This window comes from Paenibacillus sp. FSL H8-0260, assembly GCF_045040625.1.
In the GTDB taxonomy this organism is placed as follows: Bacteria; Bacillota; Bacilli; order Paenibacillales; family Paenibacillaceae; genus Paenibacillus_AQ; species Paenibacillus_AQ odorifer.
The window spans coordinates 816,216-836,447 of the sequence record NZ_CP150298.1 but is presented as its reverse complement, the minus strand read 5'-3'; the positions used below and the strand labels follow the sequence as shown (position 1 = coordinate 836,447).

The window sequence follows — 20,232 nt, the reverse complement described above, 5'->3', positions numbered from 1 at the left end:
GTTTTTTTTCTAATTAAACATTTTTAGAAGCAAATAAGCTAATTAACGGTCAACTGTTATTTAAAGATATGAGGTGTTAGTGTGAATCCATGAATTGATTGAGTCTCTGTAAAATAATATTCTTCTTCGTACTTTTATAAAGGGAATTTGATTTTCACGTACCATTGTATAGATACAGTCTGTTGAAACACCAAGATAATCAGACAACTCCGATACAGAAAATACAGCTTTCATTTGAAGTTCAGCTTGTTGTAAGGTTGAATTTCCATCACTACTGTCCGCAGTTGTATTAGATTGAACCTTTTCTTTCCCGATACTGATTAGCAGCTGTTCTTCCATTTGTACTAGTGTTTTTAATAACTGAATTCGTAATATTTCATATTCGCCCGTAAAGATCACCTCCAAGAGTATTATTCAAATCAACACTTTACATAAAGTAACCGTCACAGTGATTGATGCTCTTGATATGAGCTTTAAGATTACAGATCTCACTTGATATGATTTCTTATGGATATCTTATTGCCAGAATTGCCTTTACGCTTTAGAGTTTCAACATCTTTGAATATCTAATTACGGTTTCAGTAATGTTATGCATCAGTTATTAACTCAATCCGGCATGCCTAAGTTGTACCTGGGACTTACAGATGTACTAGTCAAGCAAATACCATTGTACTACAGAACTGCAATTCCCTCCCATTGAATCAAGAATATTTCACCAACAAGACTTCGGAGGTGTCTTAATATCAGTTTCCCCAATTTAACGCATTGGTTCAATTTTCTCAGTTCAACTGAGAGTTTCTATAATGCCCCCCAATATGCATTAATATGGTTAGTGGTGATGCTATGAACACTACCATCAAATATGATGGCGTCTATCAAAGTCATGTTCGTTCCCTTGTAGATGAGTATTTTGCAGTAATGCATAAGCTGGAAAATACAAGTAATTTAAAACAGCTACAAGCAAAATTAAAATCAATAAAACGCAAGATATGTCGGTTGGATTATGTGGATGTGCTGGCGTTGCAAAACTCCTTTGAGCTTTGGCATTTACTTATGAATGATCCAGACCTTTATTTTAGACGCACGCTCTGCAGAAGATTATTTAATCTTTCAGAGCCGGACGTAGCAGAAGCACTTGGGTATTCTGCTACAAGAGCAGGCGCGGCACATAACTTATTTAATTCATCTGGCATGCCACATTGGCCCAGACCATTCCAACTTTCCATTTTGCTCAATCATCCTTGGCAATTGGTTAACAAAAATGACCCAGAGGTATACTCATACTCTTCACCAACAGAGTACTTCGACCCCGGAGTTGCAAAAAAGATACACATTAAGGATCTTTCTAAGGAGAGAACCCAAGTAAAAAGTATTGCGGGTTTTGTCATTTTAGACCCCCAAGAACTTTTCCCACTAGAACTGCCTCCTGTGACCGGACGCTGGGTTACTACTTATCCTGAAATGGATTACTTCGAGTTCCATCTCTACCATGAGCCCGTACTGGATAAAGCTTTACAGAAACGTATCCTTAACATATTTCCATTTGCTAACGATGCGATAACAACCTATGTCCCCTTTAGATCGAAAATGAGATCCCTTTGGGTCATGATGCCGAAAGTGGGACGGGAGCAGGACTATAAAGGACTCATTACAGAATTCAAGGGATTTAGGGATGCTACAGTCCACTGTCATCTTAGGTAATCCCACTAAGCCGTCTCCATCTGGAGACGGCTTTCTCAGTTAGACTGAGAAATTTCAAAGTCCATGTTAACCATGGCCATCCTAAAGGTAAGACAAAACAGGGAGGGCTAAACAGTGGATCACGATAACCATTTAATCACTAAGAACGAGCATTTGAAAAATGACGAAACCCGAGAATCTTTTCGGCAGAATTTTTCTTTTGCCGAAAAGATTCTTGACGTTCAGGGTATGTTTCCCACCCTCAGTGACGATCATGATATTAGAAAAGTCACGCGTGAGAAGGTGGAACATATGCTGTATGCCAAACAACTGATACCGGAAATTCAACCTATTGAAGATAAGGCCTATCTAGGTGCAAAAGGTATTAATCAATGGATCTGGGAGAACAAAGTACAAACTGAAATATCTCAAAGCTTGTTACAAGAGTATTTAAGTCGTGGTATGCACAATACACCTCATAACTTTTTCAGGAAATTCCAAATCACTCGTAATCTGCTGTTTCAGATTGCGAAGCTTTATGAGATCGACCCTTTTCAAATTCAAGATAGGCACTTGCTTGATCCAAAGTCTCTTCATCAGGGTTTCGAAGGTTTAGCTAAAGATGGATTCACATCAACTCTATTCCACTTCCTAATGCGAAAATCCATTCAAAACGGAATGTTAGATGAAGGCTTCACATTCCCTAAAGCATCAGACAAACAGCCACGTATGCATCCTAGAGTCCTCAGCTTCCAAATACATATGGAAGAAAAAGGGTTATCCCGTAAATATATACGGAATACAGCTACCCACGTACACCAACTCTTGGTTTGGCTTTGTGCAAATGTCCAGATGTTTAGGACAACAAGTCCAGATACGATCTCAATTTTCCAAATTAAAAATGAACATTTGCTGATGTACCGCACCTACAAACTAAGGCTTGTAAGGGATGATGGCAACAGCCGAATCTCATTTGCACACAGTATATATGCCATACGCTCATTCTATCGCTATTTGCATGAGAGGTTTGGCTATGAGGCCCCCTTACAGCGCTTCTACTCCGTGAAGGCCCCCCGATACAGCCCTCGTGAACTTCCAACGGATCAGCAAATCGAAGCATTTTTCATGTGGTGGCGCAGTACGCAAGAAATCCTGTCCGTGAAGAGATTGGGTACCGATTGATGTTCCATCTAGGGTTACGCTTATCGGAAGTAGCGCATATCAAGTGGAGTGATATTAATTTAGGAACAAGAACGATCCTCATCCACAGTAAAGGCAAAAAGAGTCACGTTTTACCTCTCGTTGGAAAGCTCCATTCCCTTTTACAAGAGCTTCACACCCAGCCGAGGACAACCTACCTCATGGGACAAAAAATTTCTACGATTAAACACGAGGTATATGAATATTTCATTCTTTATGCGATGATCACCGGTTGGCCGTTTCCAGGTGGCGTTCATATCTTCCGCCATATGTTTATTACGCGTCTTGCATACAAAGGCGTTCTTCCGCAAGCGATTAAAGAATTAGCCCGTGTAAGTATGCTGGATACGGTAGGTCTATACATGCATATGGCGCACCGAGACAAGCACATGATTAGTCAAATTGATCTGCTCAAATATGAGTAAGGAGGAGGTACGTTATGCCTATATATGATGATACGATAGCCAATGATATTGCTTTTGAAGAAAACCTACTCCAACTGGCGGATCAATACGGACCGGATGCGTTTAAACGGATGTTGCAGCGCCTCTCTCCTCAAAACAATGCTGAAGCGATAAAAATGAAGGAATCGGTTCTATTGGATGATGCAGTTCTTCATTATTACGAGAGTGATGCGTTTCAGAGCTTAGCACAAACCTCACAACAAGCATATCGCTGTGAAATGAATTTGTTCATACGTTATTGCGAACGCCTAAAAGGAACTCACCCAAACATCAAGGAGATTTCATCTACTGCCTTTTTAAACGAATACTTAGCCCCCGTTCAAAGCCTTAATACACGCAACAAAAAAAATGCTTTTTTGAAAAGTTTTCTAGGAGAGGTTTTTGCTCATTTCTTCAACCAGGATATCCGGAAACTCAAACGAACCCTTTCTGTAAAAATAGATCAAAACCGTGAGCCACGTGCGTTTACCAAAGAACAGCTGGATGAACTTCTGTGCCTTGTTAGACTTGGGCGCGAGGCTCACCGAAACTTCACCATTTTATGGACCTTTTTAGGATCGGGTATTCGGCTGAGCGAATTGTTACATCTACAGATTGGTGATATTGTTTCTTCCCGGCAAGAGATCCTTGTACGCGGAAAAGGGAAAAAGGGATATAAGCAACCTAGCAAAATAACCAAATCCTCCCTTGAAATACTGAGCAAATATGTGAGCTTTCGTTATCACGGTGTTAAAGACGCTCACGATTATCTAGAACGATATATTTTTTCGGATGATAGAGGAACATCTCCTCTACACGAAAGCACTATTCAGAAGATGTTTGCCGCCTTGATTGATCAAGCAACAACTATACCCGAATCCGACAAAAAACCATATAAGCTTTCCGTGCACTCTTTACGGCATTCCTTTGCTCTATATCTGCTTGAGTCCGGTGTAAATCTATACACGATTAAGGAGCTCATGAGGCATTCGTGGCTAAGTTCAACGGAGGTTTATCTAAAGTTATTTGATGGCATGCTGGTCAAAGCAATCGACCAGCATCCACTCGCTCAGCTTAAAGCAAGCGATCTCTTTTGAATCAGGAGGTAAACCTTATGGCTTTTTTACTTCAGTCCGCCTACTTCCAATTCTGGAGCAATCAATGCACATTAAAAAATTCAACCAAAGAAAAATATATAAGTATACTTAAGAAACTCGAAGCTTTCTTACTTCACAACGGTTTTGAAGGCGAACTTGATTTTGATCGATTTCATGCCAGTCGCGAGCACCCCGGCAGATTTCTCCCGATTCAGCGACAGGTCTTTGATCGTTTTTTTATGGACTTAAAACAACATGAGCGTATGTCGAATATGAATTTGGCAGCGACCATTACCGTGTTAAGATGTTTCTTTGAATTCCTGTATGAAGCGGATCTGATTCAACATAACCCACTACTCGGATATCCTAGGCCAAAATTCGAGTCCCCCATTCAAAACACAGCCTTGTCAAAAGCAGAGTGTCTCGCCCTTCTTCAAGCTGCACTGCATAGAAGCCCATTCTACCGGCAAGAGTTTGTGTTTCTCTGGTTCATGCTGATCACGGGTCTTCGACTCTCAGAGGTCCGCTTTCTAAGGCGGAAACGGGTACACTTGGATACACGGATCGTCCATGTTTTTGATGCACAAAAAACCGAGAAACGACCTGTCGCCCTCCCTAAAGATCTCACAGCAGAACTTGAACGGTACATCCAACATCCTGAATATCTTAAGTATGCTAATCAGGGGGATGAGTACCTATTCCATCAACAAGGAAAAATCATGACCATCGATAAGATTAAACGGATACTATCTGAGTTAGCTCAAGATGCAGGCCTTGGCAGACATATTCGGCCACATGATCTTAGACGAACAGCAGGATATTTGATGCAGACAGGTGGTATGAGCATCATCGATATTCAGCATCAGCTGCGACATAAAAATGTAGGAACAACGTTGCGATATGTACCACCTTTGAATGATTTGACTAAGATTCTTGAGGATACCTGAGGTGATACCAATCAATATTAATCTATTAAGGTAAGGTCTCACTTCTTCATGAATGGACATAATGACTAATATAAAAATCCATTGTAGAAGGTGTTTTAACTTGGCAAATATCCAAAAACGTGGTGATAATTCATGGTTCTTAACAGTTAATGCTGGTAAAGACGCTAGAGGAAAATACGTTCGTTTCACAAAAACCGTTCATTGCCGAACAAAACGAGAAGTGGAAAGCGAATATGCTAAATTTCGGATGGAAGTCGAGGCGGATGAATATGTATCGCCTCAAAAACTAACATTTGGAGCGTTCGTCAAAGAATGGAGAGATAAGTATGCCGTAAAGCATCTGGGATTCAAGACCTTATACACATATGACTCTAATCTTAAGACCCGAATTCTTCCGTACTTTCAGCATCTAAGACTGGAGGAAATTAAACCACTTCACATTTTAAATTATCTGAATCAGCTCGAAAAGGCAGGTAGCCGTGGAGATAAAAAAGCAGGAGGCTTAGCTTCTGGAACAATCGAAATTCAACACCGTATCTTAAAAAACATACTCAAACGTGCAGTGGAATGGAGAATTATTAAGCGAAACCCGGTTATCGATGTGCAGAAACCAAAGGTCAATGCAAAAGTGATCGTCCCCTATAATGAAACAGAAGTTGAACAAATGCTTCGAGCATTGCAACGAGAGCCATATCACTGGAAGGTCATGGTTACTTTGGCTCTTACAACCGGATTGCGGCGGGGCGAATTACTCGGGCTGGAATGGAAGCATCTTGATTTCAGCAATGGGATTTTGGATGTGTCACAATCACTGATTCATGCTCTTAAAGGTGAGGTCATTGTCAAATCTCCCAAAACAAAAAAATCTATTCGGAAAGTAGCGTTACCAAGTTCTATGTTAAAGGAGCTGAAAGAATACTACGCTTACAGAATGCAAGAACGAAATGACGTTGGCGATTCATGGTATAGCGGAGATTGGTTTTTTATGTTCTCACATCCCAATGGACAACCTTTTCATCATGAGCGCCCTTACCTTTGGTTCCGACAATTCATAAAGAAAAATGGCTTTCGGTACATTCGATTTCATGATCTCCGGCATACCTCAGCTACGATTCTGATTAACCAAGGCGTTCATGCTAAGATTATCTCAGAGCGACTAGGACACGGGAGCATCGCAACCACTATGAACATATATGGGCACGCTCTGCAAACTGCTGATCAGGCTGCTGCTGATAAGTTCGAATCGTTTTTTACATCTAATGCTACACAAGGACAATAAAGAAGACGTACAGGAATTTTCCTGGCGTCTTCTTTTCTCATTGGATTTAAGAAAAATCCCCTTCTGGAGTGATTCATCGAACCATGACTAGTTACCCAATCCCAGTATCTTCTCCCTACAGTAATCATTGCTTGGACGATGTCTTCAAATCTACAATCTAAGATATTTACTCAAGCCATACTACACTTCAAAAAAAGGGCTGCCTATGGATTTAACATCCTAACCCAGCCCTCTTATATTATTTAACTAATCTTGATTCTAACACCTTCTTTTAATGACTGAACGACATTCACAATATCATCGACTGTGTCTTCATCGAACAATCCGTATACACCTTCATGGTGCAGTGAAACAAACGGCTGATCAAGCAATTTACCGGGTTCTAATATGCCGTTTACCGTTAGATAATCGATAATCATATTGATAAAATTGATTTGATTTGCGTTCAAATTTGCCCGTTGAAGCAATGTAGCAAATGCATCTTGGGCTGCAGATCGTTCCAGTCCAAGTAAGCTTCGGACAAAAATACCAAAGGAGTTTTCATTCTCCGAGACAAAAAGCTTATTAAATTGCTCTTTGGTCCCTCCTTGTTCTTTCTCAAGCATTTCCGCAAACGATTCCACGTCCGTCAGCGTAATTTCCCGATTGCGCCGGATTCTTTGAATGGCAATGTGATCTTGATGTTTACGTATATAATCGCTGATATGGCTCTTATAATCCGTAAAGTCACCGAACGAAGGGAGTTCACCATCAAAATCAATATCCCTGATCAGCTCATCCTGAAAATCGGTATATACGATCTTCTTTTCTTGTTTATCCAAAACCCTGATAAATTCACGAATCACCTTACGATAATCATGAAGTTCAATTGCTGAAGTTCTTTCAAAAAAACGAACATCCATGATTGATTTTATCATCTCCAGATGCTGAACTAACTGTGGAATTTCTATTCGTTTACGATATAATTTTTCAGCAATCTCCTGCAGTTTCTTTATATTGAAGTTCGTTCCTGGTATCTCGGAAATCCCAAGTACAGCACGTTGTAGTCTGACATGCAGCAGATCTACCCGTTTTTTATCCTCTGGCTCTGAATCGTAAACCAGTTTGGCAAATTCGCTTGTTAACTGGTGAACATCAATATCCTCAAGCCATTCCCAGCTTTCCTTTTTTCGAAACTTAATCAAAGTTGGGATATGTGGACGGATGGAAAAATGTTGCTCATCCATACCGTTCAACTGGCGTGTCAGTGTTTCAATGAGTTCATGCCGAATGGTATCGTAAGTATCCCCTGATCCGAACAATTCCCTAACCAAGTGGACACGTTCTTGGAATAGCTGCCCTGTAATGTGGAGCGGTGTCGGATTGGGGATTTCCTTTTTAGAAAATTTGAAATACTCTACGTTTCCACATAAATCAAACAACAAGGCATGGGTTTTATGCTGCCCTGGTCCAAATAAATTCTCACAAAGACGTGTACCCCGCCCAATCATCTGCCAAAACTTCGATAAAGATAACACTGGCTTAAAAATCACCAAATTCACAACTTCCGGAACGTCTATTCCCGTGTCTAGCATATCGACGGATACCGCAATATGCGGATCTTTGTCACTCTGTTTAAAATTTAAAATGAGCGTGCTCGCATATGAAATTCCGTAATGAATCTCCGCAGCAAACTTCCCTTTCAAATGAGGGATCATTGAATCGAAGACTTCCACGATCAGCTCCGCATGAGCCTTGTTACGAGCAAAAATAATGGTCTTTCCAAGCCGATCTCCACCTTCGACTTTGATTCCATGCTCCAATACAAGCCCTAGCGCTTTCCTAATGGTATCCCTATTATAGAGAAATTTATTAAGCTCTTCAGATTTTACTTTATTTTCTTTTTTATGAGGCAAGATCTTGGCGTCATATTCTTCTTGTTCTTCAGGAGAAAGCTCCGTGCGATCAACTCCCTCATGGAGAAACTTAAAGAACATCGAAACTGGCTTTACTGGGACCAAGTTTTCGTCTTCAATTGCTTGAGTGTATTCGTAAGCAAATGTCGGGATATTATCCGGCAAATCAAAAAATTTATAGGTATCATGATCCACGTCACTTTTTGGAGTCGCCGTGAGTCCCAAAAACAACGCATCAAAATACTGGAACACAAGTCCGTGCTTATTGTAGATCGAACGATGCGCTTCATCGATAATGATGAGGTCAAAATAACCTGGAGAAAATTTCGGTCTTCTTCCTGGCTCAATGAACCCCATCATGGTTTGGTAAGTCGAGAAGTAAATACGAGCTGAGGGATCATCTTTGTCTTCAAGAAGATTGCATGTGGTAGCACTCGGAAGGTGCTTTTTAAACTCTCCACATGCCTGACCTACAAGTTCTGTACGATCAGCAAGGAACAATACGTTCTTTGCCCACCCTGCCCGCTTAAGGAAGTCCACTAAGGCAATGGCCGTCCGTGTTTTACCTGTTCCTGTTGCCATCACTAGAAGCGCACGACGGTAACAATTTTCATACTTCTCCGCCACCCTGGTGATCGCCTCAATTTGATAAACACGCCCTGCAATCAGTGCATTAGGCTTATATTCAGCCGTGTTTTTGCGCTCTGTCCGCTTTTGAATTGCCCACTCAAGGTCAGATTTGGAGAACAATGACGATACCCGACGTTCCGGATAAAATGTATCGTCCCACATCCACGTCTGGTACCCATTGGTATAAAACATAATAGGACGCTGGCTGTATTTTTCTTGAAGGAGATCTGCGTATTTTGCAGCTTGGTTTTTCCCTTCTTTCGCGCTACGCGTCGTCTTCTTTACTTCAATGACGGCAAGCGGCAGTCCAGTATCTGACCACAGAACATAGTCGCAATATCCAAAACCCGAGCGATTTGGCATACCCTCTACTTCAAACTCTCGTACATATTCTCCAAAAGGATTCCAGCCGGCATCACGCAGCATTACGTCGATGATCAGCTTGCGAGTACGCGCTTCGTTTTCCGGTGTGATTTCAAAAAGCAAATTGCTGCTTCTGGCTGATAGCTCAACGATTTTTTCCTTTAACTTAGCGTTTTCTTCTTCTATCACTTGAATTTGCGTATCTTTTTCTTCAATTTGTTTCTCTAGCCACTGCAAATCATCTGTTGATTCCGCCAATTTTCTAGCATTTACCGGAACGAGCTCCCTATTGAAAGTTAAATTATGACTCGGCGTCTCTAGGTAATAGTCTTGTAGCCAATTAAGGAAGAAAAAGAGATGTTCAAAAATAAGTAATGACTGCTCTTGTGAGATTGGTGCATCATCATGAACCGCCATGTTGCCAAGCTTAATAATGAGCTTCATTGGCTGAAATAAATTCGAATGGAGAGTCTCCTGAAAAGATTTTGTATGTACAAGATCACTTAGAGTGAATCTCTCTTTTGCCGGATATTCTAAGTAACCGTCCTCACTGTACATCCACCGAACCGCGCGCTCCAGCGACGCGCGGCAGTAGAAAAGGGACGTACGAGGGTTGGCGAAAACGTTAGTTTCCGCCTCTGATGCATATTCATATAGGACATTCCACTGTGGGTACTCTTTTAGAAAATCAACGTTTAATGGCATAGTCATCCACCTTCTATTCGCAGAATTGGAGTCGTCCGGTAAAAGCCTGGTGTAAGAGAGATTGGAAATTTCCTTCGAGTTTGGTGAGCTGTAGAAACATTTGAGCTTCCTGTTCACGGGCTTCTTTTATGAATAAAGCATACTCTTGTTGTATATGGATTGGCGGAAGTAGAACCTCCATCTCTAAAAGCTTGGTTTTGGATATATTAGGCATCGAACCAGCGCTACCTTCCGCTAATTTTTGAATAACTGTTTTTTTGTACATTTTGTTGTTAAATAAACCCCAGATGAAAAGTTTATTAACGCTTGCATCTTGATTAAATTGAAAGCGAAAGACTGTATCCGGCATCATCAAATGACAAGGAGTGTCAAAAACATATGCACAGGCGCCTACAAGTTCTTTTGTATTTTTTCTAGTGAACAGAAGATCACCACTCTGCACTTCAATCGTACTATCTGAAGCTGTGCCTGTGAGAGTTTTCTTATTTTCCTGGGACATATATATTCCTTTAGTGACAGAACTTAATTTCAATACTCCCCATTCTTTATTTAGTGCTGGTATATTGCTACATATTGGACTCCGACCACTGTCAATGTTTTGGAGAAGTTCACCGAACTTAACAATATCCCACTTTTTAGGATTGGATATCGGATCCCCGAACATCTCTATAAACACCGATTGCACCAATTCATCCAGCTTGGCAATCACTTCTTTTCGCTTTTGAATCAGGGAGTCTGCTTCCGCCAAAGCGGAAGCTATTTTCCGTTGTTCTTTTTTTTCTGGAAATGGAATTTCAATATTCTCTATATCTTTTTTTGATAAATGTTTCACTGTAGTAAAACCAGTTTTATTTTCTATATTTTTCAATTCATTATTGATAAGGTAACAAATATATACAAGATCAGCGCAATCGTCTCTGACTGAAATTTTTGAGACCCTCTGATTCAATAATGATGACGGACCATCCCAGAGATATGCCCTGAACTCACCGTCCATGCTCACAAGTAGATCTCCATCATTTACAATGTACTCTTCACTGTAATCTCCTGAAAAAAATGTCTTAGGGTTACGTAATTTTAAATCCCTTATCCTTATTAAGGGCATTCCTAGATTTTTATCGTTAAAGAACTCAGATTTAAAGGCAAATCCAGATAGAACATCACAGCTTTCTTTAAGTTTGGAATATTTCACCGCAACATCTCCTCCAGTTTACGCAGTCCTGCTGCAATTTCTTCTTCCAATGCACCGATTTCCTGAAGGATTTGCTTTGGTAAAGCGTAAGTCATCTCTTCGTGAACCTGTTCTTTATATCGGTTAATGCTCAAATCGTACTTATTAGACCGAATATCATCGACGGACACGAAGAAAGATTGCTCGGTCTTTGCACGTGATTCCTCCGCTTCAGGGTTGTTAAAACGACTAATAATATCTGGAATGTTATTATCCTCATGGTTACTTAAATCCAGTTCTCGGCGGTTATCGTCAAGTGAATAACCATCCGCATGCATATCGTAGAACCACACTTGATCGGTACCACCGATGCTGGTTTTACGGAAAATCATAATAGCTGTCGATACCCCAGCATACGGCTTGAATACGCCGGAAGGCATGGAGATAATCGCTTCGAGTTTATGGTTATCAATAATCTCTTTGCGAATCGCCACGTGTGCAGTTGATGCCCCAAATAAAACGCCCTCTGGTACGATCACTGCGCACCGACCACCGTTCTTCAATAAACGAAGCATAAGCGCCAAGAATAAAAGTTCTGTTTTCTTCGTTTTCACCTTGGCGAGCAAGTTATCTGCTACATCGCTGTAATCAAGCGAACCCTTAAAAGGAGGATTTGCCAGAACCATTGAATACCGTTCCATTTCTATATTCCCCTTTGAGAGCGAGTCCTTATATACCATATTCGGATCCTCGATGCCATGGAGAACTAAATTCATACTGGCAATACGCAACATGGTTTGATCGGTGTCAAAACCATGAAACATTTCGTTCTTGAAGTGATCCTTCAGTTGCTCATTACCTGCTTTGACGAATAACTCTTCGCGGTAATGATTAAGCACATACTCCGCCGCTGCGACGAGAAAACCCGCCGTTCCACTTGCCGGGTCCACGATTGTATCCCCAGGTGTGGGTTGCATAAGTTCGACCATCATTTTAATGATGTGGCGAGGCGTGCGGAACTGTCCGTTCGTACCGGAAGTCGCTATTTTCGAAAGGAGATACTCGTACAAATCTCCCATCGTATCCTTTTGACTATCTTCCTTGCCTGCATTCTTCTCATCCATGGTGGTGAGAAGATCGTCAATCCCTGATACAACGCGTTGTAATAATGAGCCTGGTGGAAGAATAAAAACGGCATTTTCTAGATGCTTAGCAAACTTCGAATCCTCTCCCCCGAGCTTTTTCATATGTGCAAAGGCTTTGTCTTTCACAATGTTAAACATCTCGTCAGAATCCGTTTTGTTTTTAAACTGTGACCACCGAATATCGTTTTCATCTTTAGTAAAGATGGATTTAGCGATAACTGCACCGAGCCGTGTCTGCCGATCTATCTTTTTCTGCTGTTCATCAAGCTGCCGCATAAATAGCAAATATGTAAACTGCTCGATTACGGAAAGGGGATTCGCAATCCCACCCGTCCAAAACATTTCCCAAATCGTATCCACTTTATTTCGAATTTCACCTGTAATCATTGTTTAGCCTCCGTATATGTCTAGTGGTATATATCTACTATTTTATCAGATTAGGGGAGTGATGCCTCCCCTATTTAATAATTTGAAACGATTCAGAGATGCCCATCATGCGACAGCCTTCCATATAGTTTTCTTCCTTTTTCCTGTCAGCTTTTTCAATGGCTTCTCTGTACGATTGATCTGCTTCTCTCATATATTCCGCAATCTTATATTGCTGTTGTAATGGTAGCTTCGGAATTGGAATTATCCCCACATCTTTATGGCTCAACACGGTAACAGTTGTCCCTTTCTGATACATTGCCAAATAATACTGACCAACAGGGCTTTCCAAGAAAGATTTGACGAAATACGGATCACATAGCTTTGTATTCACTCGGATTCGTAAGAAGTTCTGAGAATATATCATGGGCTTGTCCCAAATATCAGATTGCGATATCACTATAATCTTTAGTGCAGTTCCTCGACTAGAAAGAAGTACGTCTCCAGGTTGAAGTTCATAATCCCCTGTTTTTTTTTCGTATACATTCACTCTTGATAATGTCTGAATATATCCATCTTGAACATCGCTCAAATTAACGAGATAATGCGAGAAATCCTCCCCCTCAGCCACTTCTTTTACAGGTCCATAGCCCCGAGCAACATCGGCTAGTTCATTAAGCATGACGAGCTCCGATTGTTCGTACGCTTTGCGATTAATTTCGATTTTGCCGATTTTCGTTACAACCTCTACTCTTTCAAGGTACCGCACTGGTAGTAAGCTCCAATCATTCTCCATGATCTCATAGATATCCACTACTCTGCTGTACTGCTCAACTTCTTTGTGATGATGGTACGTATCTACAATTTTTTCAATATCACTGTCCCGAAGCACGTTCTGTACACGACTGCTCTTCTCGAATCCTTCTTCGGCATTAATAATGAGAATTTTATCCTTCAATGAATGAGGTTTATTCTTATTCAAGACAAGTGCAGCGACAGCGATTCCCGTGCCCGAAAAAAGATTAGCCGGAAGTCCTATGACAGCTTCAATGAAGCTCTCACGAATTAATGCTTCACGAATTTTACCTTCTGATCCTCCTCTGAAAAGAACACCAGGAGGAATGATAATCACTGCTTTTCCATCCGGTTTAAGTGAGGCTAAGGAATGTAACACGAATGCCATATCTCCATTAGATTTACTCGGTATCCCATATTTGAAGCGTCCATATGGATCCTTTTCAGCTGTTTCATATCCCCACCGGCTAAGTGCAAATGGCGGCGCGGTAAGTATACTATCGAACTTCTGCAATTGCCCATCTTCTTCAATCCATTTTGGGTCCTTAATTGTATTACCTAAATAAACATGAGTATGCTCCGAATATAACCCGTGGAGAATGAGGTTCATTATTCCCAATGATCTCGTTTGAGGATTCACCTCTTGTCCAAATAAAGAGACATCACCACCATGTTGAACGGCTAAATTATGAGCCTCAATAAGCGAACCATTGATTCCAGATGCCCCATCATAAATCGTACCACTGAAAATATTGATAAGCTGAGCCATAAGCCTTGAAATACATAGAGGGGACACGAATTCGCCGCCTTTAACCCCTTCTCGATCAACGAGTATTTCCCATAGACGATCTATAAATTCAATTGCCATTCCACCACCATCAGGACTCTTCTTCGCAAATGAGTAGCGATTCAAAATGGAATCCGCCACTTTAAACAAACTCATTTGGTCAAAAACACGTGTGAAATCAGTAAGTGTAAAAACGCCATTTAATGATGGATTAACTTCTTCTAATTCTTGAAACGCCATGTTCATTCTTTTTCCATACTCCAATCCATTTGAAGTAACACGTTCCCATTGTGAGTTCATTGGAATCAAATAGTCATGATCTGAATTTTCACTTATGTACTTTAAAGTCATCATAGGTATTACGTAGTTTTTTATGTTTACGGTATCCATGCTGTCACGCAAAATGTCGTACATCATCCCAATATCCTTAGTCAGTCCGTTCATTTCCAAGCCCCCTGTATGATCAATTATCTAATGTAATTACTATAATAAACAAATAGTGTATTGTAAATACACTATTTGTTTATCTCCAATTCACTTTTAGTTTATAGTCATTATAAATATGTGTTTTGATTTTCTATAAAGCAATTGACTTCTGGTACTTTTTGGATAGATTTAGTTTCTCCTTTCTGATAGATCCAGCATAACTTGACGGTTTAGCAATTCAGAAATTCGTATAGGGCCAAAAATTCCAGACTAATACTTTATTCACTTTGAATATTCACCCCTCAAATTGATATTTACATCTGATTCTGCACAAGCACAAAAAAAAGAAGACGCACAGGAGTTCCTGGTGTCTTCTGTTCATTTAGGCTCAAATTCGATGGATTTTCACATCAATTTTACATCAAGTATGATCCCCTCTATCTGTACCACCAATATTTTCAATCTGTACCACATGGAGAATCCAACTAAGTAAAGGGTTTTATTTCACTGTTCCACTCTTCACCAAAAACGCCACCGACTCCACATGCACCGTATGCGGGAACATGTCCACCGGAGTTACCTCCACTGTCTTGTACCCTCCATCTTCGAGCACCCGCAAGTCTCTTGCCAGTGTCGATGGATTACACGACACATACACCACACGCTCTGGCTTCATCGCCAGAATCGTCTCTAACAACCGCGGATCGCAACCCTTACGCGGTGGATCGACAACGATAACATCTGCCGTAATCCCCTGCTCTTTCCAGTTAGGGATTACATCCTCAGAGGCACCAACCTCGAACACTACATTCTTCATCTCATTTAACTTCGCATTCGCCCGGGCATCCTCAATAGCTTCCGGTACAATTTCGACACCGTATACCTTAGCCGCATGCTGCGCCAGGAAAAGGGAGATCGTACCGATGCCGCAATAGGCATCGATAACCGTTTCATTGCCAGTCAGTCCGGCATATTCAACGGTTTTACCGTACAACACCTCAGTCTGTGCCGGGTTCACTTGATAGAACGAACGCGCTGAGATAGCGAACTGTACATCGCCGATGTAGTCATAGATAACATCTCTGCCCCACAGGACGCGGGTTTCGCCACCGAAGATGACATTCGTACGCTGAGTGTTGACGTTCTGGCAGATGCTGACTACATCCGGCAGCTGTTCGCGGATGCTGCCGAGCCAGGCGTCCAGGTGTGGGATGTCGCGGCCGTTGGTTACGAGGACGACCATCATTTCACCGGTGCGGAAAGCTTTCTTCACGACGACATGGCGCAGCAGGCCACGACCGGTTTCTTCACTATAAGCAGAGATGCCAAGTTCTCTGCCGATGTCTTTCACCTTGCGCACAACGTCATCATTATCTTCGTGCTGGATTAAGCACGTCTCCATATCGATGATACGGTGACTTCCCCGTGCGTAAAAACCGCCTACAAGGCCACCTTCGGTTACGCCAATTGGTACCTGAGCCTTGTTGCGGTAACGCCAAGGCTCGTCCATGCCGAGTGTAGGGCGGACAAGAATGCCATCTGTCTGAGCTACTCCAGCGCTATCAGTCGCACCATCCACGATGCCACCATCGTTGGCACTATCCGTCTGACTCTCAACAGCTTCATTCTCTTTGCTCTTTCCGCTATCCCCGCCACCACTCACCCGGAGCTTCCCAATCCGCTCCAGGTTGTCCACCACCAGCTGCCGTTTCCACGCCAGCTGAGCAGTGTAGTCCATATGCTGCAGTTGGCAGCCGCCGCATTGGTCATAGATCTCGCAAGGCGCCGCGATGCGGGCGCTGCTCGCTTCTACTATATTCAGCAGCTTGGCGTAGCCATACTGTTTTTTGGTCTTGAGCACCCTTGCCCGGACTTTCTCTCCGGGAAGGGCTCCCTGCACAAAAAGGGTAAAGCCTTCTACGCGGCCTACCCCTTCGCCTTCATGGGTCATGCCGATAATATCGAGCATAACCTCATCATTTTTATTCACAGGCAGTCCGGCGACAGGCGCCTTGCCGGCTGGGCGGCTGGTGCTGCGTCCACTGCGGTGTTTACTCATTATTTATTGTTCACTTCTTTCATTATCATCGCTGTATAATCCCACACTCTTACTTTCAATCAACCCTAATTATTCTGAGCAAAAATCCGCAGATGCTGCGGTAAAATCCGAAAACGACCCGGCAGCTCTCCGCCAAGTTCTCCATCCAAGTTCAATTGGACATGCCCTGGAGAGATTACATCCATTGCATCCGTACGGAAATACACAACCTTTTTATCCTGCAAATGCTCGCCACGAAGGGCCAATCTAACCAACCGGACAAACTCTGCCAGGTTGCATTTTTTAACCGCAATAACATCTAACAGACCATCATCGATTCGAGCGCCTGGGGCAAGTTTTTCAAAGCCGCCGACAGAATTCGTATTTGCAATCAGGAACAGCATGAACTCATCATGAATAACCTCCTGCCCATTGGCACGAATGATTAGTTCCTGAGGAGATAGGCTGACCATTTTTTCAATACCTTTTAAATAGTACGCAAGCTGCCCTATCATGGTCTTCAGCTTACTTGGAACTTCATAGGTCAGTTCGGTTAGACTGCCACCGCCTGCTATATTAATGAAATAACGATCATTGGCTTTACCGATATCAATCGGACGCGACTCTTGACGAAGGATCAAATCAACGGAATCTTCCCAATTCTTCGGGATCCCCATCGCACGTGCAAAATCATTGGTAGTCCCAAGTGGCAATACGCCAAGCGGGGGGAGATTAGGTTTCTCCGCCATACCATTGATAACCTCATTTAAAGTGCCATCCCCACCGGCTGCTATGATTAGATCATAACCGCGCTCTACTGCATCCGCAGCAGCTAACATAGCATCGCCTTCTCCGGTCGTTGCATGGCAGGAGGCTTCAATGCCACCCGTATCCAGCCGGTCCAAAATGTCGGCGAGCCGCTTCTTCATTTCTTCCCGTCCAGAAGTGGGATTATAAATCAATCTCGCAGTTTTCATTACCGGAACGCCACCTGTTTTTTATAATAGAATAACCTAATTGATTATACCTAATTCGGACCACTACAATCAATGTCAGAGGACATTTATCGTAAATATTCCATTATACAACAATTCACGACACCTTATTAGGCAAAAATAACTATATATATGTCTATGCAGCAAATCCCGTATTATCCACGGAAATGGGCACTATTTTTCATGATTAAGTGGGCTAAAAAGGAAGCTTTTTAACTCTTTTTTCGAATCTGTTCGAGGAGTGTCTCTACCTGTCTCTCAATCCAATGCGGAAGAAGCGGGTGCGGCAAAAGCGTCTGGCCAGAATACTTATAGGTTAACCCTTTAAGTCTGTTCGGAACCACATGTTTAGTGAAATAACCTTCACTCAAAAAAAGCGGCGCCACCAAAACCTCGTGACCCTGCTCCTGCCAATACTCCATTTTGCTTCTTACACTGTCCGGATTCAGCAGACCGTAATCGGCAGCTGCTACGCCGCTCACCTCACGTACACGTCCTGCCAGTGAAGAGATGCCCTGCTGCCAACGCTGGCGGAAGCCCTCATAGATGCTGCCGTGACCCACTAGCAGAATTGTCTCACGTTCCGGTTCCGTAGACAGCTTACGGAGCTTGTCCCAGATCATCACAGCGATGTCCGGGTCATCGTCGACAGGATAACCATAGTGAACCTTAGCCTTCACGTGGAACGGCTCTAAATCGGTCTCACGTTCAGGTGCAGGTTTAGCCCCTAGTGCATATTCTATTTCATCGACATGTGTGCTACCCGAGGAAACGAACAATGGGATCACAATTATATCTGTGACCCCTGCATGTTCCAGTTCATTTATTCCATCTTGAATCAGACGGCCCTCTACCAGCTCTAAAAAAGAGACCACCACTGGCATCTCTTCATCTAGCGATAATTCGCTTACGGCCTCTTCCACGATCGACACCCAAACCTCGTCGCGGGAGCCGTGACTGATAATAAGTACGCCCGGTACCATAAATTAGCGTCCCAAACGTTCCAGCGTTAATTTATAACCATCATTTCCGTAGTTCAGGCAACGTTTTACACGGGAAATAGTAGCTGTACTTGCTCCTGTCTCTGCTTCGATCTGATTGTAGGTCGAGCCTTTGCCGAGCATACGTGCTACTTCCAGTCGTTGCGACAGCGATTGAATCTCGTTCACGGTGCACAAATCATCAAAGAAAACATAACATTCTTCCATATTCTTTAATGTTAAAATGGCTTCAAATAATTGGTCTATACTTTTATCATTTAACTTCTTAAGTTGCATCAATTTTTCATCCCCTAAAAGTTCTATCAGCATTAGTTTCTCTGATTAAGCTCCGTACAAAACTAGCTCCGGAAACATCAACCTAATGTCACTATCCTGCCTTTACTATATTGCACTGGAGCGCATTTTTCAAGCATTAACGATTTCACGCTGTAAAGAACGAAAATGATGGACAAACGTCCACCCCACGCGCACACCATTTATGTACCCCAATACAAGTATTTTTCTCTACATAAGAATTATCGCCTACACTATAGTACTACAAAAGCGCCGAAAATCAAGCTCGTACACGGTTTCTTCACTACTTTAACCTGTTTATAGGCATACGCCCTTTTCCGCTCCTATCCCTATTACCCGGGCATTCGTCTATACCGTATGTTCGCCCATGACATACAGTATAGCAGACCACTAACAAAGGAATGTGATATTATGCCTGATCATTACTATAATCATTCCCGCCGGAATCAGCGTTCACTGAGCGATTCGTATAATGCCTCTGCCTACCCCGGCCTCAGTTCATATGCGCCTTCAGCTCTCCCAGGTGAGACCGGAATCCTTCCTGCTTTAGGAGCAGAAGCTGCCACCGAAACTGCGTTAGCGCTCCCTGCAGCTGAAGCTGCAACAAAGGCAAGCGGCGGGCTTGCCGGACTGCTCAGCGGCTTAGGCGGCGGTGGCGGAATTGGTGGGAATATGGAGCAAATCAAAGGTATCATCGATCGTATGGGCGGCATTGACGGGATCGTAAACTCTATGGGTAAAGTACAAAAGGTGATGTCCGGCTTCCAGCAGATGGCTCCAATGGTTAAGCTGTTCATGGGTAGCTTCGGTAAAAACAAAGGCGCAGCAGGCGCACTAGCCGCCGAAGAGGATGCCGCCCTGTACAGTCCTAATCGCCGCAAAAAAAAGCGTTCCACCTCACCCCGTCGCAAATCTACTACAACTACTCGCCGGCGCTCTACTTCTTCCACCGGAAAACGTCGCCGCAAATAGCGG

At 42.6% G+C, this 20,232-nt stretch carries 16 protein-coding genes; 7 read left to right on the top strand and 9 right to left on the bottom strand.

From position 1 onward, the window contains the following. Positions 1-60: 60 nt before the first annotated feature. Positions 61-234: an excisionase family DNA-binding protein gene (locus tag MHI51_RS03655; protein WP_405174037.1), complete on the bottom strand. Its 174-nt coding sequence runs from the start codon at positions 232-234 to the stop codon at positions 61-63. A 609-nt stretch (positions 235-843) separates the two neighbouring features. On the opposite strand from MHI51_RS03655, the gene MHI51_RS03650 reads away from it, so the two are divergent. The 6 genes from MHI51_RS03650 to MHI51_RS03625 all read left to right on the top strand — a co-directional run bounded on the left by MHI51_RS03650 (position 844) and on the right by MHI51_RS03625 (position 6,646). Beyond that, a complete protein-coding gene (locus MHI51_RS03650; protein WP_405173599.1) occupies positions 844-1,701 on the top strand; it encodes a hypothetical protein in 858 nt (285 codons plus the stop codon). A gap of 114 nt (positions 1,702-1,815) precedes the next feature. Then, the gene (locus MHI51_RS03645) at positions 1,816-2,862 is read left to right on the top strand and encodes a hypothetical protein (protein ID WP_405173598.1); all 1,047 of its coding nucleotides are present in this window, start codon (positions 1,816-1,818) and stop codon (positions 2,860-2,862) included. Beyond that, complete coding sequence (locus MHI51_RS03640) at positions 2,862-3,305, top strand: tyrosine-type recombinase/integrase (protein WP_405174036.1); 444 nt, start codon at positions 2,862-2,864, stop codon at positions 3,303-3,305. Before MHI51_RS03645 ends, MHI51_RS03640 begins: the two co-directional genes overlap by 1 nt. A gap of 14 nt (positions 3,306-3,319) precedes the next feature. After that, positions 3,320-4,420 carry a tyrosine-type recombinase/integrase gene (locus tag MHI51_RS03635; RefSeq protein WP_405173597.1) on the top strand — a complete coding sequence of 367 codons (1,101 nt, stop codon included), beginning with the start codon at positions 3,320-3,322 and terminating at the stop codon, positions 4,418-4,420. A 17-nt stretch (positions 4,421-4,437) separates the two neighbouring features. After that, the gene (locus MHI51_RS03630) at positions 4,438-5,367 is read left to right on the top strand and encodes a tyrosine-type recombinase/integrase (RefSeq protein WP_405173596.1); all 930 of its coding nucleotides are present in this window, start codon (positions 4,438-4,440) and stop codon (positions 5,365-5,367) included. Positions 5,368-5,467: 100 nt separating this feature from the next. Then, positions 5,468-6,646 carry a tyrosine-type recombinase/integrase gene (locus MHI51_RS03625; protein WP_405173595.1) on the top strand — a complete coding sequence of 393 codons (1,179 nt, stop codon included), beginning with the start codon at positions 5,468-5,470 and terminating at the stop codon, positions 6,644-6,646. 242 nt (positions 6,647-6,888) lie between these two features. Here the strand turns inward: MHI51_RS03625 and MHI51_RS03620 are convergent, their stop codons facing one another. The 8 genes from MHI51_RS03620 to MHI51_RS03585 all read right to left on the bottom strand — a co-directional run bounded on the left by MHI51_RS03620 (position 6,889) and on the right by MHI51_RS03585 (position 19,239). Continuing rightward, the gene (locus tag MHI51_RS03620; RefSeq protein WP_405173594.1) at positions 6,889-10,239 is read right to left on the bottom strand and encodes a DEAD/DEAH box helicase family protein; all 3,351 of its coding nucleotides are present in this window, start codon (positions 10,237-10,239) and stop codon (positions 6,889-6,891) included. 13 nt (positions 10,240-10,252) lie between these two features. Next, the gene (locus tag MHI51_RS03615; RefSeq protein ID WP_405173593.1) at positions 10,253-11,431 is read right to left on the bottom strand and encodes a restriction endonuclease subunit S; all 1,179 of its coding nucleotides are present in this window, start codon (positions 11,429-11,431) and stop codon (positions 10,253-10,255) included. Next, on the bottom strand, positions 11,428-12,942 hold the full coding sequence (locus MHI51_RS03610; protein ID WP_405173592.1) for an N-6 DNA methylase: 1,515 nt from the start codon (positions 12,940-12,942) through the stop codon (positions 11,428-11,430). The genes MHI51_RS03615 and MHI51_RS03610 overlap by 4 nt, the downstream gene beginning before the upstream one ends. A 70-nt stretch (positions 12,943-13,012) precedes the next feature. Then, a complete protein-coding gene (locus tag MHI51_RS03605) occupies positions 13,013-14,947 on the bottom strand; it encodes an N-6 DNA methylase (RefSeq protein WP_405173591.1) in 1,935 nt (644 codons plus the stop codon). 481 nt (positions 14,948-15,428) lie between these two features. Further along, positions 15,429-16,988 (bottom strand): 23S rRNA (uracil(1939)-C(5))-methyltransferase RlmD, encoded by a 1,560-nt coding sequence (gene rlmD / locus MHI51_RS03600; protein WP_405173590.1) that lies wholly within the window; start codon positions 16,986-16,988, stop codon positions 15,429-15,431. A gap of 65 nt (positions 16,989-17,053) precedes the next feature. Further along, positions 17,054-17,944, bottom strand: coding sequence for a diacylglycerol kinase (locus tag MHI51_RS03595; protein WP_036680719.1), 891 nt, complete (start codon positions 17,942-17,944; stop codon positions 17,054-17,056). Positions 17,945-18,174: 230 nt separating this feature from the next. Beyond that, complete coding sequence (locus MHI51_RS03590) at positions 18,175-18,945, bottom strand: sirohydrochlorin chelatase (protein WP_405173589.1); 771 nt, start codon at positions 18,943-18,945, stop codon at positions 18,175-18,177. Positions 18,946-18,948: 3 nt separating this feature from the next. After that, positions 18,949-19,239: a YerC/YecD family TrpR-related protein gene (locus tag MHI51_RS03585; protein ID WP_019913624.1), complete on the bottom strand. Its 291-nt coding sequence runs from the start codon at positions 19,237-19,239 to the stop codon at positions 18,949-18,951. A gap of 429 nt (positions 19,240-19,668) precedes the next feature. On the opposite strand from MHI51_RS03585, the gene MHI51_RS03580 reads away from it, so the two are divergent. Further along, a complete protein-coding gene (locus MHI51_RS03580) occupies positions 19,669-20,229 on the top strand; it encodes a hypothetical protein (RefSeq protein WP_038568686.1) in 561 nt (186 codons plus the stop codon). Positions 20,230-20,232: the final 3 nt, after the last annotated feature.